Here is a 15,755-nt window from a genome sequence, read left to right as displayed (position 1 = left end):
ACCGTGTCCCCGACGCAACAGGAGCTCAGCATGCCCACGACCCGCACTGCGACCACTCACTGGGAGGGCACCCTCTTCGAGGGCGCCGGCAAGGTCACCCTCGAGTCCTCCGGGATCGGCACGTACGACGTGTCCTGGCCCTCCCGCGCCGAGGAGGCGAACGGCAAGACCAGCCCCGAGGAGCTCATCGCCGCGGCCCACTCGTCGTGCTTCTCGATGGCCTTCTCCAACGGCCTGGCCAAGAACGACACCCCCGCGACCTCGCTGGACACCCAGGCGGCCGTGGACTTCACCCCGGGCACCGGCATCACCGGCATCAAGATCACGGTGCGCGGCGTGGTCGAGGGCGTCGACAACGACACCTTCGTCCGCCTCGCCGAGGAGGCCAAGGCCGGCTGCCCGGTCTCGCAGGCGCTCTCCGCGGTCCCGATCACGCTGGACGCCGCTCTCGCCTGACGCGGACGACCGGGGTCCGGGACCCGTCCGGGCTGGGTACGCCTAGCCCCGGGGTTCCGGACCCGCGTCGCTCCCCGCGTGCGCGGCGGCGGACGGGGCGCTCTCCTGCCACATCACCCGCTGCGCCACCGCGAGGTTGATCCCCTCGTTCTCGAAGCGGGCCTTGATGCGCTCCCGCATCGCCCGCGCCACGGCCCACTGCTCCATCGGCGCCGTCTTGAGGGTCACCCGGACGACGATCCCGTCCACGCCGAGCGACTCCACGCCCCACACCTCGGGCTCCTCGATGACGAGCCCGCGGAAGTCCTCGTCGTCCCACAGGTCGTGCGCGACCTCCTGCAGGACACGACGCACCTGCACCAGGTCCTCGGCGTACCCGACGGTCACGTCCAGCACCGTGCGCGCCCAGTTCTGGCTCATGTTGCCCACCCGGAGGATCTCGCCGTTGCGGACGTACCAGACGGTGCCGTTGACGTCGCGCAGTCGCGTGACGCGCAGGCTCACCGCCTCCACGGTGCCGGAGGCCTCGCCGAGGTCGACGACGTCGCCGACGCCGTACTGGTCCTCGAAGATCATGAAGATTCCGGACAGGAAGTCCGAGACGAGGCTCTGGGCGCCGAAGCCGAGCGCGAGCCCGACGATGCCCGCGCTGGCGATGATCGGCGCCACGTTGACGCCGATCTCGCTGAGCATCATGGTGACGACGACCGCCAGGACGATGCCGGTGACGATGCTCTTGAGCAGGGTGCCCATCGTCTGGGCCCGTTGGACGCGCCGCGTGGCGCCGGCGGCCTCGTGGAGGTTGAGCGCGGTGCCCACCTTGCCGCCGGTCACCGCACGGCTCACGCGGTTGGGGAGCATCCCGGTCTCGGCGCTCTTGACCAGCCGGTCGATCACCCGGTGCAGGACCCATCGGATGAAAAGGCCGAGCAGGGCGAGGCCGAGCAGGGCGAGGGGCTTGCCGACCACCCAGTCGGCGATGTTCGCGGCGACCGTGCTGTCGGTCTCGGAGTAGACGAAGTTGCAGATGGAGGCGTCGTCGGGGCAGGGACCGTTGAGCGAGAGCATCGAGCCAGTATGGCGATCTGAGCGGTCAACCCAAGTCCCCGCGACGGCGTGTGACCGATCCGACGGGAGGACGGCGGCGAGCGCCGGAGCGGGAGCCGATATCGTGTCTCCCGTGATCACGTCCGAGTCCTCGTCCCGCACCTCCGTCCGTCGGCGTCCGCGTCGCCTGGCCCGCGCTGCGGCCGTCTCCACGGGCCTGGCCCTCGTGGCTCTCGCCGCCCCGGCGAGCGCGGATGTTCCTGAGGGCTGGAGCAACCCCGAGGACGTCGACACGCTGCACGCGCTGCTGCTCCTCGCCGGCGTCCCGCTCCTCCTCTTCGTGGTCATCGCCGTGCTGACCTACCTCCCGGCGATCGTCCGCGGCGAGAAGCTCACCCCCGGCGCGGCCGAGGACCAGTGGTTCGGTGGTCCCCGCCAGGGGGCCAAGGAGCTCGAGCCCGGCACCTCCTCCGACGAGACCGGAGGAGCCCGTGGCCGCTGGTGACTCCCGCACCCGCGAGCTGAGCTCGCGGGAGAGCGCCGAGATCGACCGGTCGATCCGTGCCGCCGAGGCGCTGTGCCGCTTCGAGTTCTCGGTCTTCGTCGGCGCCGTCGAGGGCGACTCGCGCGTCTACGCCCAGCGCCTGCACGCCAGCCTGGTCGCGCCCGCCCGCAGCATCCTGCTGCTGGTCGACCCGACCGCCCGCGTCATCGAGGTCGTCACGGGCACGGAGGTCCGCCGCCACCTCACCGACCGCGAGGTCGAGCTGGCCGTCCTGCAGCTGGAGTCGGCCTTCGCCGAGGGGGACTTCGTGGGGGGCCTCACGCGAGGCATCGCCATGCTGGCCGAGCACGCCCGCCCGCAGCACACGCTGCACGCCGGCAGCTAGACCGACCTCCCCCCTTACGTGCCGCACAGACGGCGCGACCTCCCCCCTTCCGTGCACCTCGGACAGGTCGACCGGGCCCCCTTCCGTGCACCTCGGACAGGGCGACCTCCCCCCTTTCGTGCACCTCGGACAGGTCGACCGGGCACTTCCGTCCACCTCGGCGGTCTGGTGGTGTCAGGAAGTGCCCTCTCGGCGGCCTGGAGGTGTCAGGAAGTGCCCTCTCGACGCGAACGGCCCCGCCCCCCACGAGGGGGGAGCGGGGCCGTCGTGCGTCCGCAGGTCAGCGGGCGTCCCGCTCCTGGGCGGCCAGGGCGCGGGCGATGTCGGCCCGCGCCTCACCGACGTAGCGCACCGCACCCGTGGGGGCGTCGGGCGACGCGGCGAGCCACTCGTCGAGGCGGGCGACCACCGAGGGCGAGCCGACGGCCAGCGGGAAGCCGTACTCGAGCACGACCGAGGCCTTGTGGAAGCCCAGCGTGTCGATGACCGTGGGGGCGGCGTCGAGGAACTCCTCGACGTACGGCGCCACGACCTCGTCCTGGTCGGAGCGGAAGATGGAGAAGACCATCTCCCGCGAGGTCTCGTTGGCGGTGGCCGGGTCCAGGATCGCCGACCAGCCGGCGGCCTTGGCCTCGGCGGTGGGCTGGGCGACCCGCGCCGCGGCCGCCTTCTCCTTGCCGGAGATGGTGTTGTCGCGTCCCAGCTCGGCGTCGATCTCGGCGTCGCCGATGCGCCCGCCGCGGGCCAGCGCGGTGATGAGCTCCCAGCGGAGGTCCTGGTCGATCGCGAGGTCCTCCGCGGTGAAGGAGCCTTCGAGCAGCCCCTGCAGGTCGCCGTACGCCGCGTCGCTGCGGGCGGCCGACGCGTAGGCCCGCGCGAAGGTCAGCTGGTGGTCGCTGCCGGCCTCGGCGTCGAGGAGCAGGCCGCGCAGGCCCTGCTCCCACTCGGCCTGGAGTCCGGCCCGGTTCTCCGGGGCGGAGTAGCGGTTGACCGCCAGGGCGGTGGACGAGGGGATCTTGGTGACGCCCCAGGCGTCGGTCTCGGAGCCGATGTTGGCCAGGACGAGGCGCACCCAGTCCGTGGTCGCCATCTCGGCGTCGCGCGTCATGTCCCAGGCGGCACCCCACACGAGCGCGCGGGCCAGGGAGTCCTCGACGCGGGAGAGCCCGTCGATGACGGTGGCCAGGGAGCGCTCGTCGAGACGGATCTTGGCGTAGGCGTGGTCCTCGTCGTTGAGCAGCAGCAGCGCGGGCTGGGCCTTGCCGACCAGCGCAGGCACGTCGGTGGTCCCGCCCTCTACGTCGACCTCGAGGTACTCACGCCGTACGAGCGCACCGTCGACGTCGTCGTACAGGCCGATGCCCAGGCGGTGGCGACGCAGCGTCGGCTGGTCGGGGTGCGCGGTCTGGGTGACGGAGAACGACGAGTAGCGGCCGTCGGCGTCGAGCTCGAAGGCCGGGGCCAGGGTGTTGACGCCCGCGGTCTGCAGCCACTCCTGGGCCCACGAGGTGAGCTCGCGGCCCGAGGACTTCTCGAGCGCGGCGAGCAGGTCGGAGAACTCGGTGTTGCCGAAGGCGTGGTCCTTGAAGTACTGCCGGATGCCGGCGACGAAGGCGTCCAGGCCGACCCACGCGACGAGCTGCTTGAGCACCGAGGCGCCCTTGGCGTAGGTGATCATGTCGAAGTTGACCTCGACCGCGTGCAGGTCGACGTTGTCGGCCGCGATCGGGTGCGTCGAGGGGAGCTGGTCGGCGCGGTAGCCGGTCTGCTTGCGGGCGTTGGCGAAACCGGTCCACGCGTCGGTGTACTCCGTGGCCTCGGCCTCGCACCAGTAGCAGGCCCACTCGGCGAACGACTCGTTGAGCCACAGGTCGTCCCACCACTTCATGGTGACCAGGTCGCCGAACCACATGTGCGCCATCTCGTGGGTGATGACCGAGGCGCGGAACTCGAAGAAGGAGCGCGACTGGCGCGAGCGGGGGAGGTACTCGTCGCGCAGCGTCACGCAGCCGGCGTTCTCCATCGCGCCCATGTTGTACTCCGGCACGTAGAGCTGGTCGTACTTGTGGAACGGGTAGGGGAAGTCGAACTTCTCCTCGAAGAACTCGAAGCTCTGCCTGGTGAGCTCGACGAGCACGTCGGTGTCCAGGTACTCCACCAGCGACTGGCGGCAGTAGTGGCCGAGCGGGATGGTGCCGAACTTGCCCTCGTAGGTGTCGAGCACCTCGTGGTACTCGCCGGCGACGATCGCGGTGATGTACGTCGACATCCGCTCGGTCGCGGGGAAGCTCCACACGGCCTTGCCGTCGCCCTGCGCCACCGGCTCGGGGGTCGGGGCGTTGGAGACGACCTTCCACGACTCGGGCGCGGTGACGGTGAAGGTGAAGACGGACTTGAGGTCGGGCTGCTCGAAGGTCGTGAACACGCGACGCGCGTCCGGCACCTCGAACTGGCTGTAGAGGTAGACGCGATCGTCGGCGGGGTCCACGAACCGGTGCAGTCCCTCGCCGGTGTTGGAGTAGGTGCAGTCGGCCCGCACGACCAGCGTGTTGGTGGCCTGCAGGTCGTCGAGGGCGATGCGGCTGTCGGCGTACGCCGTCGCGGGGTCCAGGGAGCGACCGTTGAGGGTGATCTCGTGGACGGTGGCGTCGACGAGGTCGGCGAAGGTCGCGCTGCCGGGCTCGCGGCACGTGAACTCGAGGGTGGTCGTGGAGGCGAAGGTCGAGTCGCTCGTCGTGAGGTCGAGGTCCACGGCGTACGACGAGACGTCCAGGAGGGCGGCGCGGGTGGCGGCCTCGTCCCGGGTGAGGTTGGTTCCAGGCATGTCGGTCATCCAACCACCCACCGTCAACGGGAATCGCGCGACCCGTCGTGTGGTTGATGGACGACATGACCAAGGCTGACTTCTGGTTCGACCCGCTCTGCCCCTTCGCCTGGATCACCTCGAGGTGGATCCTGGAGGTGGAGCAGCAGCGCGACATCGACGTCACGTGGCACGTGATGTCTCTCGCCTACCTCAACAAGGACAAGGACATCCCCGACGACTACCGCCGGATGCTCGAGCCGGCCTGGGGCCCCGTGCGGGTCTGCATCGCCGCCGAGGAGCGCCACGGCAACGAGCGCCTGCTCGACCTCTACACCGCGATGGGCAACCGGATCCACCTGCAGAAGGCCGACCTGGACCGGGAGATGGTGGTGGCCGCGCTCGCCGAGGCCGGCATGGACGCCGACCTCGTGGACGCGATGGACAACACCTCGCTCGACGAGGCCGTGGCCCGCTCGCACCACGAGGGCATGGACGCCGTCGGCGACGAGGTCGGCACGCCGACCATCCACATCGAGGGGGCCGCGTTCTTCGGCCCCGTGCTGAGCCGGATCCCGCGCGGGCAGGACGCCCTGGACCTGTGGGACGGCGCGGTCGCGGTCGCGAGGTTCCCCTACTTCTACGAGCTCAAGCGCACCCGCACCGGAGAGCTCGACTTCAGCTGATCAGGTGCCGGACGCGGTGACGGTGGTGGCGACGACCGCCGCCGTCACCGCGGCCTGGGCCGCGGCCACCGCGTCCTTGACGGCCTGGGCCGCCCACGCGCCCTCGGAGATCTCCTTCGCCCGCCGCTTGACCTCACGGGCCGGGACGTCGCCACGGTCGACGACCTTGTGCGCGTGGTCGATCGCCGAGAGCAGCGCGATGAGGGCGGAGGTCCGGGCGTCCGGGGTGAGCCGCTGCACCAGCGCGCCCTGGAGGAGCGCACGCACCGACTCCTCGTGACGGGCGTCGCGCGCGGGCCACGTGGTGTGCGGGAAGAGCCCGAGCACCCGCCCCTCGCGCCGCTCCACGAGGCCGCGGGCGGCCAGGCGGTCGAGCAGGAGCTCCCGGGTGCCCTTGCCCAGTCGCGTCACGAGGTCCTGCGCGGCGCGCGGCTTCTCCGCGACCCGGGTCAGCGCCTCGTCGAGCACCGGCTCGCCCAGCGGCGTACCGACCGCGGCGACCTTGGCCGTGCTCCATCGGCTGGTCCTCTCGCTCACCTCCACCCGTCCCTCGAGGGCGAGCTCGAGCAGCAGCGCCCCGCCCAGCAGGGGGCGCATCTTGTCGGACGCGGACAGCGTCCCCTTCTCGTCGTCGAGCAGGAGCAGCAGCAGGTCCTCCGCGATCAGTGTCCGCATGGTCTCGACGCTAGCGACCGGGGGAAACGCGCTGGCGCAGGCTCACTAGGATTCCGACCATGACCCACGTCCTCTCCGCAGTCGCCTGGCCCTACGCCAACGGCCCGCGCCACATCGGCCACGTCGCCGGCTTCGGCGTGCCCTCCGACGTCTTCTCCCGGTACATGCGGATGGCGGGCCACGAGGTCCTGATGGTCAGCGGCACCGACGAGCACGGCACGCCGATCCTCGTCACCGCCGACAAGGAGGGCGTGAGCGCCAAGGACCTCGCCGACAAGAACAACGCGGTCATCGTCAACGACCTCGCCGACCTCGGCCTGTCGTACGACCTCTTCACCCGCACCACCACCGGCAACCACTACGGCGTCGTGCAGGAGATGTTCCGCACCGTGCTGGCCAACGGCTACATGGTCGAGCAGACCACCCAGGCCGCCATCAGCCCGTCGACCGGCCGCACGCTGCCCGACCGCTACATCGAGGGCACCTGCCCGATCTGCGGGTACGGCGACGCGCGCGGCGACCAGTGCGACAACTGCGGCAACCAGCTCGACGCCACCGACCTGATCGACCCGCGGTCGAAGATCAACGGCGAGACGCCGAGCTTCGTCGACACCCAGCACTTCCTGCTCGACCTGCCGGCGCTGGCCGACGCGCTGGGGGAGTGGCTCGACGAGCGCGAGGCCAGCGGCACGTGGCGGCCCAACGTCATCAAGTTCTCCCAGAACATCCTCAAGGAGATCCGACCCCGCGCGATGACCCGCGACATCGACTGGGGCATCCCGGTGCCGGGCTGGGAGGACCAGCCCACCAAGCGCCTCTACGTGTGGTTCGACGCGGTCATCGGCTACCTCTCCGCCTCGATCGAGTGGGCCCGCCGCCTCGGCGAGCCGGACAAGTGGCGCGAGTGGTGGAACGACGGCGACGCCCTGTCCTACTACTTCATGGGCAAGGACAACATCGTCTTCCACTCCCAGATCTGGCCCGCCGAGCTGCTCGCCTACAACGGCCAGGGCTCGCGCGGCGGGGAGCCGGGGGAGTACGGCGTCCTCAACCTGCCGACCGAGGTCGTGTCGTCGGAGTACCTCACGATGGGCGACCAGCAGTTCTCCACCTCGCGCGGACACGTGCTGTACGTCGGCGACTTCCTGGCCCGCTACGGCCCCGACCCGCTGCGCTACTTCATCTGCGCGGCCGGCCCGGAGACCTCGGACGCGGCGTTCACGTGGGCCGACTTCGTCACCCGCAACAACTCCGAGCTGGTCGCCGGCTGGGGCAACCTGGTCAACCGCACGGCCACGATGATCGCCAAGAGCTTCGGCGAGATCCCCGCACGCGGCGACCTCGAGCCGGTGGACGAGGCGGTCCTGTCCGCCGTGCGCACCGGCTTCGACACCATCGGCGAGCTGCTGGGCCACCATCGGCTGCGGGCCGGTATCGCCGAGGCCATGCGGGTGGTCGGCGAGGTCAACAAGTACCTCACCGTCACGGAGCCCTACAAGATGAAGGACGAGTCGCAGCGCGAGCGCCTCGCGACGGTGCTGCACGTCGCCGCTCAGTGCGTCTCGGACTGCAACACCCTGCTGTCGCCCTTCCTGCCGCACGCCGCCAACAAGGTGCACCTCGTCTTCGGTGGTGAGGGCGAGTTCATGCCGATGCCCCGCATCGAGCAGGTCGACGAGCTCGAGCCCGACAACGGGGCGGGCCTCACGTCGTACCCCGTGATCACCGGCGACTACGCCTCGACCCCGCGCTGGGAGTCCCGGCCGGTGACGGTGGGCGCGACGGTCGGCAAGCCCACTCCGGTCTTCACCAAGCTGGACCCGTCCGTGGTCGAGGAGGAGCTCGCCCGCCTTGGCGGCTGACGTCGAGCTGCGCACCGACTCCGCCGACTCGGCGGAGTCGGTGCGGCTGCTCGTGGCCTACGAGGCCGAGCTCGTCTCGCTCGGAGTGACGCTCAACCACGGCTGGTCCGGCGGGGTCACCCCCGAGCAGCTGCGCGCACCCCTGGGCGCCTGGCTGCTGGGCTGGCGCGCCGAGGAAGCGGTCGCGTGCGGTGGCGTCCGCCTGCTGTCGCCGGACGTGGCGGAGATCAAGCGGATGTACGTCGACCCGTCTGCCCGCGGGGGCGGCCTGGCCCGGCGCCTCGTCGCCCGACTGGAGTCCGAGGCGGCCGCCCTCGGGGCCGCGGTGGTCCGGCTCGACACCGGTCGCGACATGACCCCGGCCGTCACGCTCTACCGGTCGTCGGGATACCGGGAGGTCGAGGACTACAACGGCAACCCGGACGCCGGCTGGTGGTTCGAGAAGGACCTGCGTCGGGGCTGAGCGGCGCGGTGCCCTGCCGTCAGCGCGGTCGCAGTCCCTCGACGAGCAGGTCGTGGACGGCCTCGAGCTCGGCGTCGAGTCCTGGACGACCCCACTCCCCGGCGAAGGCCGGGTGGTGGAACCGCGCCGTCGCGTGCAGGACGGCCAGCCCGGTCGTCGCTGCGTCGCCGGGTGCGAACTCCCCGCCGGCCATCCCGGAGGCGACGATCTGGCTGAGCTGGTCGGCCAGGTGCGCGACGTGGGTGTCGACGACGTCGCGCGACGCGATCGTCAGCTGGTGGAACGTGGCGAAGAGCTCCGGGTCGTCGGTGGCCATCGACTGCTTGGTGGTCGAGAGGGCCACCAGCCAGTCGTGCAACCGGCGTCCCGCCGGTCCCGGCTCGTCGACGATCACCCGGAGCGGTGCCGAGACCCGCTCCAGCCAGCGTTCGGTGACGGCGTCCCTCAGCGCGGCCTTGCTGGGGAAGTGGCGGTACACCGTCCCGTGGCTGACGTCGAGTGCGCGTGCGACGTCGACGACCGACGCCTTCGCCGGGCCGTGCCGCCGCAGCACCTGCTCGGCGGTGTCGAGGATGGTCTCGGTCGTCAGCGGACCCGTCGTGCCGACCACGCCACGTTCCTCACTTCTCGCTGTCCAGGTGCGCCATCTGCGCGGCGTCGTAGCGCTCACCGGCGACGGCGCCCGCCGGTACTGCGGCCTCGATGGCGGCGCGGTCCCGCTCGTCGAGCACCACCGTACGGGAGCCCAGGGCCTCGTCCAGGCGGTCCCGTCGTCGCGCGCCCACGAGGGGCACCACGTCGTCGCCCTGGGCAGCCACCCAGGCGATCGCGACCTGGGCGACGGTGACCCCCTTGTCGGCGGCGACCTCGCGCAGGGCCTCGACCAGGGCGAGGTTGCGCTCGAGGTTGGCGCCGTTGAAGCGGGGGAGGTGGCCGCGGAAGTCGGTCGCGCTGCGCTCGGGGCTCCAATGACCGGAGATGAGGCCACGCGAGAGCACGCCGTACGCGGTGATGCCGATGCCGAGCTCGCGCGCCACGGGCAGGATCTCGTCCTCGATGCCGCGGGAGACGAGGGAGTACTCGATCTGGAGGTCGCTGATCGGGTGCACGGCGTGGGCGCGGCGCAGGGTGTCGGCGCCCACCTCGGAGAGTCCGATGTGGCGGACGTGTCCGGCGGTCACGAGGTCCGCGATCGCGCCCACCGTCTCCTCGATCGGCACCGCGGGGTCGAGGCGCGCGGGACGGTAGACGTCGACGTGGTCGGTGCCGAGGCGTCGCAGCGAGTAGGCCAGCGCGTTCTTGATCGCGACCGGGCGCGTGTCGACGCCGTTCCAGCTGCCGTCGGGTCCACGGAGCACCCCGAACTTCACGCTGATGACGGCGTCCGCCCTGTCCCGGCCGCGCAGCGCCTCACGGAGCAGCAGCTCGTTGTGACCCATGCCGTAGAAGTCGCCGGTGTCGAGCAGGGTGATGCCGGCGTCGAGGGCGGCGCGGATGGTCGCGATGCTCTCGGCCTCGTCCGTGGGGCCGTAGAGGTCGGACATGCCCATCAGGCCCAGGCCGATCGGGGAGACGGAGGGTCCGGTGGCACCGAGACGACGAGTGGGAAGGGATGCGGGAGCGGTCATGGACCCAGCATGACTGACGACTGACAGAAATCAAAATCTGTCAGTCAGTGAGCGGCTGAGGTTGTCATGGTCGTCACCAGCGCCTGGGCGGCGGCGCGGGCCGCGACGGGGGCGTCCGGCTGCGCGTCGAGGGCGCCGCTGGCCAGTCCGCCGTCGAGCAGCAGGGTGAGGGTGCGCGCCAGGCCGGCGGGATCCGGGGCCCGGGCTTCGTCGGCGAGCCCGGTCAGCCAGCTGCGCACCGCGTCCTTGTGGGCCAGCGTCCGGTCGTGGATCCGGCTGCCGGCGGGGTTCTCCGCGGCGGCGTTGATGAAGGCGCAGCCGCGATAGCCGTCCCGGCGGCAGGCGTTGCCGAGGGCGTCGAACGCGCCCACGAGCTGGGCGGCGGGGTCGGGGCCGGCCGCGGCGGCCGCGGCGTGCAGCTGTCCGGTCCAGGCCTCGTCGACCCGGTCGAGGTAGGCCAGCACGAGGTCGTCCTTGGCGGGGAAGTGCTTGTAGAACGTCGCCTTGGCCACGCCCGACTCCGCGATGATCCGGTCGACGCCGACCCCGCGGATGCCGTGCGCGTAGAAGAGCGCGAACGCGGTCGCGAGGATCCGGTCGCGGGCCGACGGAGCGGGGGTCGAGGGCGCCATGTGCCCATCCTAGCTTGTGGGCAGACAGATCTGTCTGCTAGCGTCTCGACACGTAGACAGACCTGTCTACCCACGCTCGTCCCCTGGAGGAACCATGAAGTACGCAGTCCTCGGCACCGGCATGGTCGGTCGGGCCGTCGCCGCCCGGCTCGCCGAGCTCGGCCACGACGTCACCGTCGGCACCCGCGACCCCGAGGCCACCTCGGCACGCACGGACGGTGACGCGCCGTACGCCGCCTGGGCCGCCGACCACGCGGACGTGTCGCTGGCCACGTTCGCCGACGCGGCCGCCGGTGCGGACGTCGTCGTCCATGCCGGCAGCGGTCTCGCGGCGCTCGACCTGCTCGGCGCGGCCGGCGCCGACAACCTCGCCGGCAAGGTGCTCGTCGACATCAGCAACCCGCTCGACTTCTCGGCCGGCTTCCCGCCCACCCTCTTCGTCAAGGACACGGACTCGCTCGGGGAGCAGATCCAGCGTGCGTTCCCGCAGGCGAGGGTCGTCAAGACGCTCAACACCCTCACCGCCGACCTCATGGTGCACCCCGGCGCGCTGCCCGAGGCCAGCACCGTGTTCGTCTCGGGCGACGACGCCGAGGCCAAGGCGATCGCCACCGCGATGCTGACCGAGTTCGGCCACTCGGACGTGATCGACCTCGGCGACATCTCCACCGCCCGTGGCACCGAGATGCTGCTGCCGGTCTGGTTGCGACTCATGGGCTCGCTGGGCACGGCGACGTTCAACTTCAAGATCGTGCGCTGAGCCCGGCAGACTGCGGGGCATGTACCCCGAGGTGAGGGCGGCCGTGCAGGCCGACGCCGGTCCCGACTTCCGAGCGCCGGGCTTCGACCTGGCCGCGCACCGCGAGGCCGTGCGGCGCGCCAGCCTGGAGGAGCCGCGCGAGCCGGTGGCCGAGGTCGAGGACGTGGACGCGGACGGCGTGCCGTGCCGGGTCTACGTCCCGGCCGGCGCCCGCGACGGCGTCGTGGTGCACCTGCACGGCGGCGGCTTCGTCTTCAACGACGTCGACGTCCACGACGGCTTCAGCCGTCGGCTGGCCAACCGGAGCGGTCGGCGGGTGCTGAGCGTCGACTACCGCCGCCCGCCCGAGGACCGGTTCCCCGCGGCACCCGACGACGTCGACACCGCGCTCGGCTGGCTGGGCCGTCAGGGCCTGCCCGGCGGGGTCGCCGTGCACGGCGACTCCGCGGGCGCCAACCTGGCCCTCGTCGCGGCGCTGCGGCACCCGGGCCTGTTCGCCGCGGTCGCCCTGGTCTACCCGTTCCTCGAGCCGCGCGCCGGCCACCCGTCGTACGACGAGGGCGCGGCGAGCGGCTTCGACCCCGCCGAGGCGCGCTGGTACTGGGAGCAGTACGCCGACGAGTCGGCCTGGGAACATCCCGACGTCGCGCCGCTCCGCTCGGACCGGCTGGCGAGCCTCCCGCCCACGCTGGTGGCGACCGCCGAGCACGACCCGCTGCGCGACGAGGGGGAGGTGCTCGCCCGCCGGCTCGCGGAGGAGGGTGTCGAGACCGTCGGGATCCGGTGCCTCGGCCAGACCCACGGCTTCTACCGGCACGCGCAGTTCACGGCATCGGAGCCGTTGGTGAGGCAGGTCTCAGCCTTCGTGGACCAGCACCTGGCCTGACGGCGCGTCGGGGCTGAGAGACTGGTGCCATGCGCGTACACCTCGGTTCCGACCACGCCGGCCTCGAGCTCAAGGACCACCTGATGACCTGGCTCGTCGACCACGGCTACGAGGCCGTGGACCACGGCCCCTTCGTCTACGACGCCCTCGACGACTACCCCTGCTTCTGCCTGCGGGCGGCCGAGGGTGTCGCCGCAGACCGGGCCGAGGGCCTCGACAGCCTGGGCGTCGTCATCGGCGGCTCCGGCAACGGCGAGCAGATGGCCGCCAACAAGGTGGAGGGCATCCGCTGCGCCCTGGTGTGGTCCGAGGAGACCGCGGTCCTGGCCCGCGAGCACAACGACGCCTCCATGGTCTCCGTCGGCGGCCGGATGCACCCCGTCGAGGACATGGTGCGCTTCGTGGAGGTCTTCCTCACGACGCCCTTCAGCGAGGACGAGCGGCACGTGCGCCGCATCGGCCAGCTCTCGACGTACGACGCCAGCGGCGAGCTGCCGCCCCTGCCCGCCTCGGCCCTCGAGGGCTTCGCGGGTGCCTGAGGGCCACACCCTCCGCCGGCTCGCCACTGATCTCGAGACCGCCTTCGCGGGCCGCCGCGTCCACGTCGGCAGCCCGCAGGGTCGGTTCGCGGCCGACGCGGCGGTCCTCGACGGGAGCCTCCTGCTGGGTGCCGACGCCGCGGGCAAGCACCTGTTCGTGGAGCTCGAGCACGACCACGTCGTGCACGTCCACCTCGGGCTCATCGGCACCTTCGACGTGCACGCCGGGGTGGACGAGGTGCCGGCCCCGGTGGGGCAGGTGCGACTGCGGATCGTCACCGCGGGGGAGGGGACGACCTCGTACGCCGACCTGCGCGGCGCCACGCAGTGCGAGCTGGTCGGCCCCGCCCAGCGCGACGAGATCATCGCGCGCCTCGGCCCCGACCCGCTGCGACCGGACGCCGACCCCGATCGTGCGTGGCGCCGCATCCGGGCCAGCCAGCGTCCGATCGGCGACCTGCTGATGGACCAGGCCGTGCTGGCCGGGGTCGGCAACGTCTACCGCGCCGAGGTGCTCTTCCGGCACGGGATCCACCCGCAGCGCCCGGGCGCCAGCCTCCGGGTGGGTCGGTGGCGCGCGGTCTGGGACGACCTGGTCGCGCTCATGGCCCAAGGGGTCGTCGACAACCGGATCGACACCGTGCGCCCCGAGCACACCCCGGAGGCGATGGGACGACCGGCACGCGTCGACGACCACGGCGGGGAGGTCTACGTCTACCGTCGCACCGGCCAGCCGTGCCTGGTGTGCGGGTCCACGGTGCGCACCGAGGTGCTCGCCGGACGCAATGTCTTCTGGTGTCCGCGATGTCAGCCCCGGTTCCGGTCCCGCGCCGTACAGTCGTCGCAACAGCCCGCGCGAGGACCGAGGACATGAGCACAACCCGATCCGGTACGCCGAGCGCCGGCCAACGTCTCTCGGCGCGGATGCGGCGCCTGCTCCCGCCCGACACGCGCACGCTGCTCGTGCTCGTGGTCGTCACGGTGGTGATGGGCGTCGGGATCTGGACCGTTCCCGACTGGTCTCCGGTCTCCGCGCTGATCATCCCGATGGTGGTCGGCAGCCTCGTGCTCGGTCCGCGGCAGCTGCCGTGGTTCGTGGTGTTCGTGCTGCTCCTGCTGGCGGTCCTGGTGCCCCAGCAGCCGGACATCACCTACCGAATCGCGATGACCGTGGTGGTGGTCTTCGCCGTCGGCTTCATCATCCTGCTCTCGAGCTTCCGGCGCTCGCGGCTCGGCGTGGCCGGGCTGCGCGGGGAGTCGATGCTCGTCGACCTGCGCGACCGGATCCTCAAGCAGGGCCGCATCCCCGCGCTGCCCGACACCTGGCACGTGGGCAGCGAGCTGCGCTCGGCCGGGGGCACGGCGTTCGCCGGGGACTTCGTGGTCGCGGCGCGGCACGACGACCGCCTGGACGTCGCCGTGGTCGACGTCTCCGGCAAGGGCGAGGGCGCCGGCACGCGGGCGCTGCTGCTCTCGGGTGCGCTGGGTGGCCTGCTGCGGGCGCTGCCGCCGGAGGAGTTCCTCGTGGCCGCCAACGACTTCCTCCTCGACCAGGACTGGGACGAGGGCTTCGCCACGGCCGTGCACCTCTCCCTCGACCTGGTCTCGGGTCGCTTCGAGATCCGCTCCGCCGGTCACCCGCCGGCCGCGTGGCGGGCCGCCGGCTCGGGCCGGTGGTCGGTCGTGGAGGCCGAGGGGCCGGTGCTCGGTCTGATCGAGGGGACGACGTACGACAGCGTGGAGGGCGTCATGAAGCACGGCGACGCGCTGCTGCTCTACACCGACGGGATGGTCGAGACGTCCGACCGCGACATCATGCTCGGCGTGGACCGGATGCTGGGCCAGGCCGAACGCCTGCTCCGCGGTGACTTCGAGGGCGGCGCGGCGCGCCTGATCGAGGCGATCGGCTCGCGCAAGGACGACCGGGCGCTGCTGCTGGTGCACCGGCGCTGAGGTCCGCCCCGGCCGCGGGGGAGCGGCTCGGTTGTGGCTGGTGTGAGCCCGTGTGGCACGATGACACCGCCAGAACGGGCGCCTCGCGGCCCCGTCGGTGGCACGCGGATGTAGCTCAATGGTAGAGCCTCAGTCTTCCAAACTGATCACGCGGGTTCGATTCCCGTCATCCGCTCCAAGCAGGCCGTCTCCACCCGGGGAGGCCCACTTGGCGGGGCGTAGCGTAGTGGCTAGCGCGCCTGCTTTGGGAGCAGGAGACCGCAGGTTCGAGTCCTGTCGCCCCGACGGTCCACCAGCCCATCAGTCCCTCGTGTCACGTCCGTGACATCGCCCGCGTCACCTCCGTGATCCGGCGCGTCCGGGGGATTTCCTGGGCGTGTCGCGTGGCCAGTAGGCTTCCCGGAGGCCGGGAGACCGACAGGCGCACAGAGCCCGTCGCCCCGACGACGACACCGGTTCGCGCGTACCGCGCGGG

At 71.7% G+C, this 15,755-nt stretch carries 17 protein-coding genes and 2 tRNA genes; 13 read left to right on the top strand and 6 right to left on the bottom strand.

The genetic code is table 11. From position 1 onward, the window contains the following. Positions 1–30: 30 nt before the first annotated feature. Positions 31–456 carry an OsmC family protein gene (locus ASG94_RS03745; protein WP_056925050.1) on the top strand — a complete coding sequence of 142 codons (426 nt, stop codon included), beginning with the start codon at positions 31–33 and terminating at the stop codon, positions 454–456. A 42-nt stretch (positions 457–498) separates the two neighbouring features. Here ASG94_RS03745 and ASG94_RS03740 read toward each other — a convergent pair whose 3' ends face one another. After that, positions 499–1,524, bottom strand: a complete 1,026-nt coding sequence (locus tag ASG94_RS03740; protein ID WP_082623906.1) for a mechanosensitive ion channel family protein — start codon at positions 1,522–1,524, stop codon at positions 499–501. Between the two features lie 112 nt (positions 1,525–1,636). Between ASG94_RS03740 and ASG94_RS03735 the strand changes: the two genes are divergently transcribed. After that, positions 1,637–2,008 (top strand): hypothetical protein, encoded by a 372-nt coding sequence (locus tag ASG94_RS03735; protein ID WP_056925049.1) that lies wholly within the window; start codon positions 1,637–1,639, stop codon positions 2,006–2,008. Beyond that, positions 1,995–2,393, top strand: coding sequence for a DUF5130 family protein (locus ASG94_RS03730; RefSeq protein WP_056925048.1), 399 nt, complete (start codon positions 1,995–1,997; stop codon positions 2,391–2,393). Before ASG94_RS03735 ends, ASG94_RS03730 begins: the two co-directional genes overlap by 14 nt. Positions 2,394–2,673: 280 nt before the next feature. On the opposite strand, the gene pepN is transcribed toward ASG94_RS03730, so the two are convergent. Next, complete coding sequence (gene pepN, locus ASG94_RS03725; RefSeq protein WP_056926266.1) at positions 2,674–5,217, bottom strand: aminopeptidase N; 2,544 nt, start codon at positions 5,215–5,217, stop codon at positions 2,674–2,676. A 65-nt stretch (positions 5,218–5,282) separates the two neighbouring features. Here pepN and ASG94_RS03720 point away from each other — a divergent pair, with 65 nt between their 5' ends. Next, positions 5,283–5,882: a mycothiol-dependent nitroreductase Rv2466c family protein gene (locus ASG94_RS03720; protein ID WP_200958008.1), complete on the top strand. Its 600-nt coding sequence runs from the start codon at positions 5,283–5,285 to the stop codon at positions 5,880–5,882. Here ASG94_RS03720 and ASG94_RS03715 read toward each other — a convergent pair whose 3' ends face one another. Beyond that, the gene (locus tag ASG94_RS03715) at positions 5,883–6,557 is read right to left on the bottom strand and encodes a GOLPH3/VPS74 family protein (protein WP_056925046.1); all 675 of its coding nucleotides are present in this window, start codon (positions 6,555–6,557) and stop codon (positions 5,883–5,885) included. A gap of 59 nt (positions 6,558–6,616) precedes the next feature. Between ASG94_RS03715 and metG the strand changes: the two genes are divergently transcribed. Both metG and ASG94_RS03705 read left to right on the top strand, forming a co-directional pair. Next, the gene (gene metG, locus ASG94_RS03710; protein ID WP_056925045.1) at positions 6,617–8,419 is read left to right on the top strand and encodes a methionine--tRNA ligase; all 1,803 of its coding nucleotides are present in this window, start codon (positions 6,617–6,619) and stop codon (positions 8,417–8,419) included. Next, the gene (locus ASG94_RS03705; RefSeq protein WP_082623905.1) at positions 8,409–8,882 is read left to right on the top strand and encodes a GNAT family N-acetyltransferase; all 474 of its coding nucleotides are present in this window, start codon (positions 8,409–8,411) and stop codon (positions 8,880–8,882) included. Before metG ends, ASG94_RS03705 begins: the two co-directional genes overlap by 11 nt. Before the next feature lie 19 nt (positions 8,883–8,901). Here the strand turns inward: ASG94_RS03705 and ASG94_RS03700 are convergent, their stop codons facing one another. The 3 genes from ASG94_RS03700 to ASG94_RS03690 are packed head-to-tail and all read right to left on the bottom strand — an operon-like array spanning position 8,902 to position 11,142. Next, entirely contained in the window at positions 8,902–9,492 is a 591-nt protein-coding gene (locus ASG94_RS03700) for a TetR family transcriptional regulator (RefSeq protein ID WP_056925044.1), read from the bottom strand. 10 nt (positions 9,493–9,502) lie between these two features. Beyond that, positions 9,503–10,510, bottom strand: a complete 1,008-nt coding sequence (locus tag ASG94_RS03695; RefSeq protein WP_056925043.1) for an aldo/keto reductase — start codon at positions 10,508–10,510, stop codon at positions 9,503–9,505. 44 nt (positions 10,511–10,554) lie between these two features. Next, positions 10,555–11,142 carry a TetR/AcrR family transcriptional regulator gene (locus ASG94_RS03690; protein ID WP_056925042.1) on the bottom strand — a complete coding sequence of 196 codons (588 nt, stop codon included), beginning with the start codon at positions 11,140–11,142 and terminating at the stop codon, positions 10,555–10,557. Positions 11,143–11,236: 94 nt separating this feature from the next. On the opposite strand from ASG94_RS03690, the gene ASG94_RS03685 reads away from it, so the two are divergent. The 7 genes from ASG94_RS03685 (at position 11,237) to ASG94_RS03655 (ending at position 15,565) form a co-directional block, all read left to right on the top strand. Next, positions 11,237–11,902 (top strand): NADPH-dependent F420 reductase, encoded by a 666-nt coding sequence (locus ASG94_RS03685; RefSeq protein WP_056925041.1) that lies wholly within the window; start codon positions 11,237–11,239, stop codon positions 11,900–11,902. Positions 11,903–11,921: 19 nt separating this feature from the next. After that, positions 11,922–12,788, top strand: a complete 867-nt coding sequence (locus ASG94_RS03680) for an alpha/beta hydrolase (RefSeq protein WP_056925040.1) — start codon at positions 11,922–11,924, stop codon at positions 12,786–12,788. Positions 12,789–12,817: 29 nt separating this feature from the next. Further along, positions 12,818–13,327, top strand: coding sequence for a ribose-5-phosphate isomerase (locus ASG94_RS03675; RefSeq protein WP_056925039.1), 510 nt, complete (start codon positions 12,818–12,820; stop codon positions 13,325–13,327). Then, complete coding sequence (locus tag ASG94_RS03670) at positions 13,320–14,201, top strand: Fpg/Nei family DNA glycosylase (RefSeq protein WP_056925038.1); 882 nt, start codon at positions 13,320–13,322, stop codon at positions 14,199–14,201. The genes ASG94_RS03675 and ASG94_RS03670 overlap by 8 nt, the downstream gene beginning before the upstream one ends. Further along, complete coding sequence (locus ASG94_RS03665) at positions 14,198–15,280, top strand: PP2C family protein-serine/threonine phosphatase (RefSeq protein ID WP_082623904.1); 1,083 nt, start codon at positions 14,198–14,200, stop codon at positions 15,278–15,280. The genes ASG94_RS03670 and ASG94_RS03665 overlap by 4 nt, the downstream gene beginning before the upstream one ends. A gap of 104 nt (positions 15,281–15,384) precedes the next feature. Then, positions 15,385–15,458, top strand: a tRNA-Gly gene (locus ASG94_RS03660). 34 nt (positions 15,459–15,492) lie between these two features. Next, a tRNA-Pro gene (locus ASG94_RS03655) sits at positions 15,493–15,565 on the top strand. Positions 15,566–15,755: the final 190 nt, after the last annotated feature.

Source organism: Nocardioides sp. Soil805 (assembly GCF_001429625.1).
Taxonomy (GTDB): domain Bacteria; phylum Actinomycetota; class Actinomycetes; order Propionibacteriales; family Nocardioidaceae; genus Nocardioides.
The sequence above is the reverse complement of the archived record's forward strand: the minus strand, read 5'-3'. Positions and strand labels throughout refer to the sequence as shown.

Excerpts from the sequence above, each read along its gene's own strand:
- ASG94_RS03745 (WP_056925050.1), top strand. The coding sequence starts at position 31 with ATGCCCACGACCCGCACTGCGACCACTCACTGGGAGGGCACCCTCTTC.
- ASG94_RS03740 (WP_082623906.1), bottom strand. The coding sequence starts at position 1,524 with ATGCTCTCGCTCAACGGTCCCTGCCCCGACGACGCCTCCATCTGCAAC.
- pepN (WP_056926266.1), bottom strand. The coding sequence starts at position 5,217 with ATGCCTGGAACCAACCTCACCCGGGACGAGGCCGCCACCCGCGCCGCC.
- ASG94_RS03720 (WP_200958008.1), top strand. The coding sequence starts at position 5,283 with ATGACCAAGGCTGACTTCTGGTTCGACCCGCTCTGCCCCTTCGCCTGG.
- ASG94_RS03715 (WP_056925046.1), bottom strand. The coding sequence starts at position 6,557 with ATGCGGACACTGATCGCGGAGGACCTGCTGCTGCTCCTGCTCGACGAC.
- metG (WP_056925045.1), top strand. The coding sequence starts at position 6,617 with ATGACCCACGTCCTCTCCGCAGTCGCCTGGCCCTACGCCAACGGCCCG.
- ASG94_RS03695 (WP_056925043.1), bottom strand. The coding sequence starts at position 10,510 with ATGACCGCTCCCGCATCCCTTCCCACTCGTCGTCTCGGTGCCACCGGA.
- ASG94_RS03690 (WP_056925042.1), bottom strand. The coding sequence starts at position 11,142 with ATGGCGCCCTCGACCCCCGCTCCGTCGGCCCGCGACCGGATCCTCGCG.
- ASG94_RS03685 (WP_056925041.1), top strand. The coding sequence starts at position 11,237 with ATGAAGTACGCAGTCCTCGGCACCGGCATGGTCGGTCGGGCCGTCGCC.
- ASG94_RS03680 (WP_056925040.1), top strand. The coding sequence starts at position 11,922 with ATGTACCCCGAGGTGAGGGCGGCCGTGCAGGCCGACGCCGGTCCCGAC.
- ASG94_RS03675 (WP_056925039.1), top strand. The coding sequence starts at position 12,818 with ATGCGCGTACACCTCGGTTCCGACCACGCCGGCCTCGAGCTCAAGGAC.
- ASG94_RS03665 (WP_082623904.1), top strand. The coding sequence starts at position 14,198 with ATGAGCACAACCCGATCCGGTACGCCGAGCGCCGGCCAACGTCTCTCG.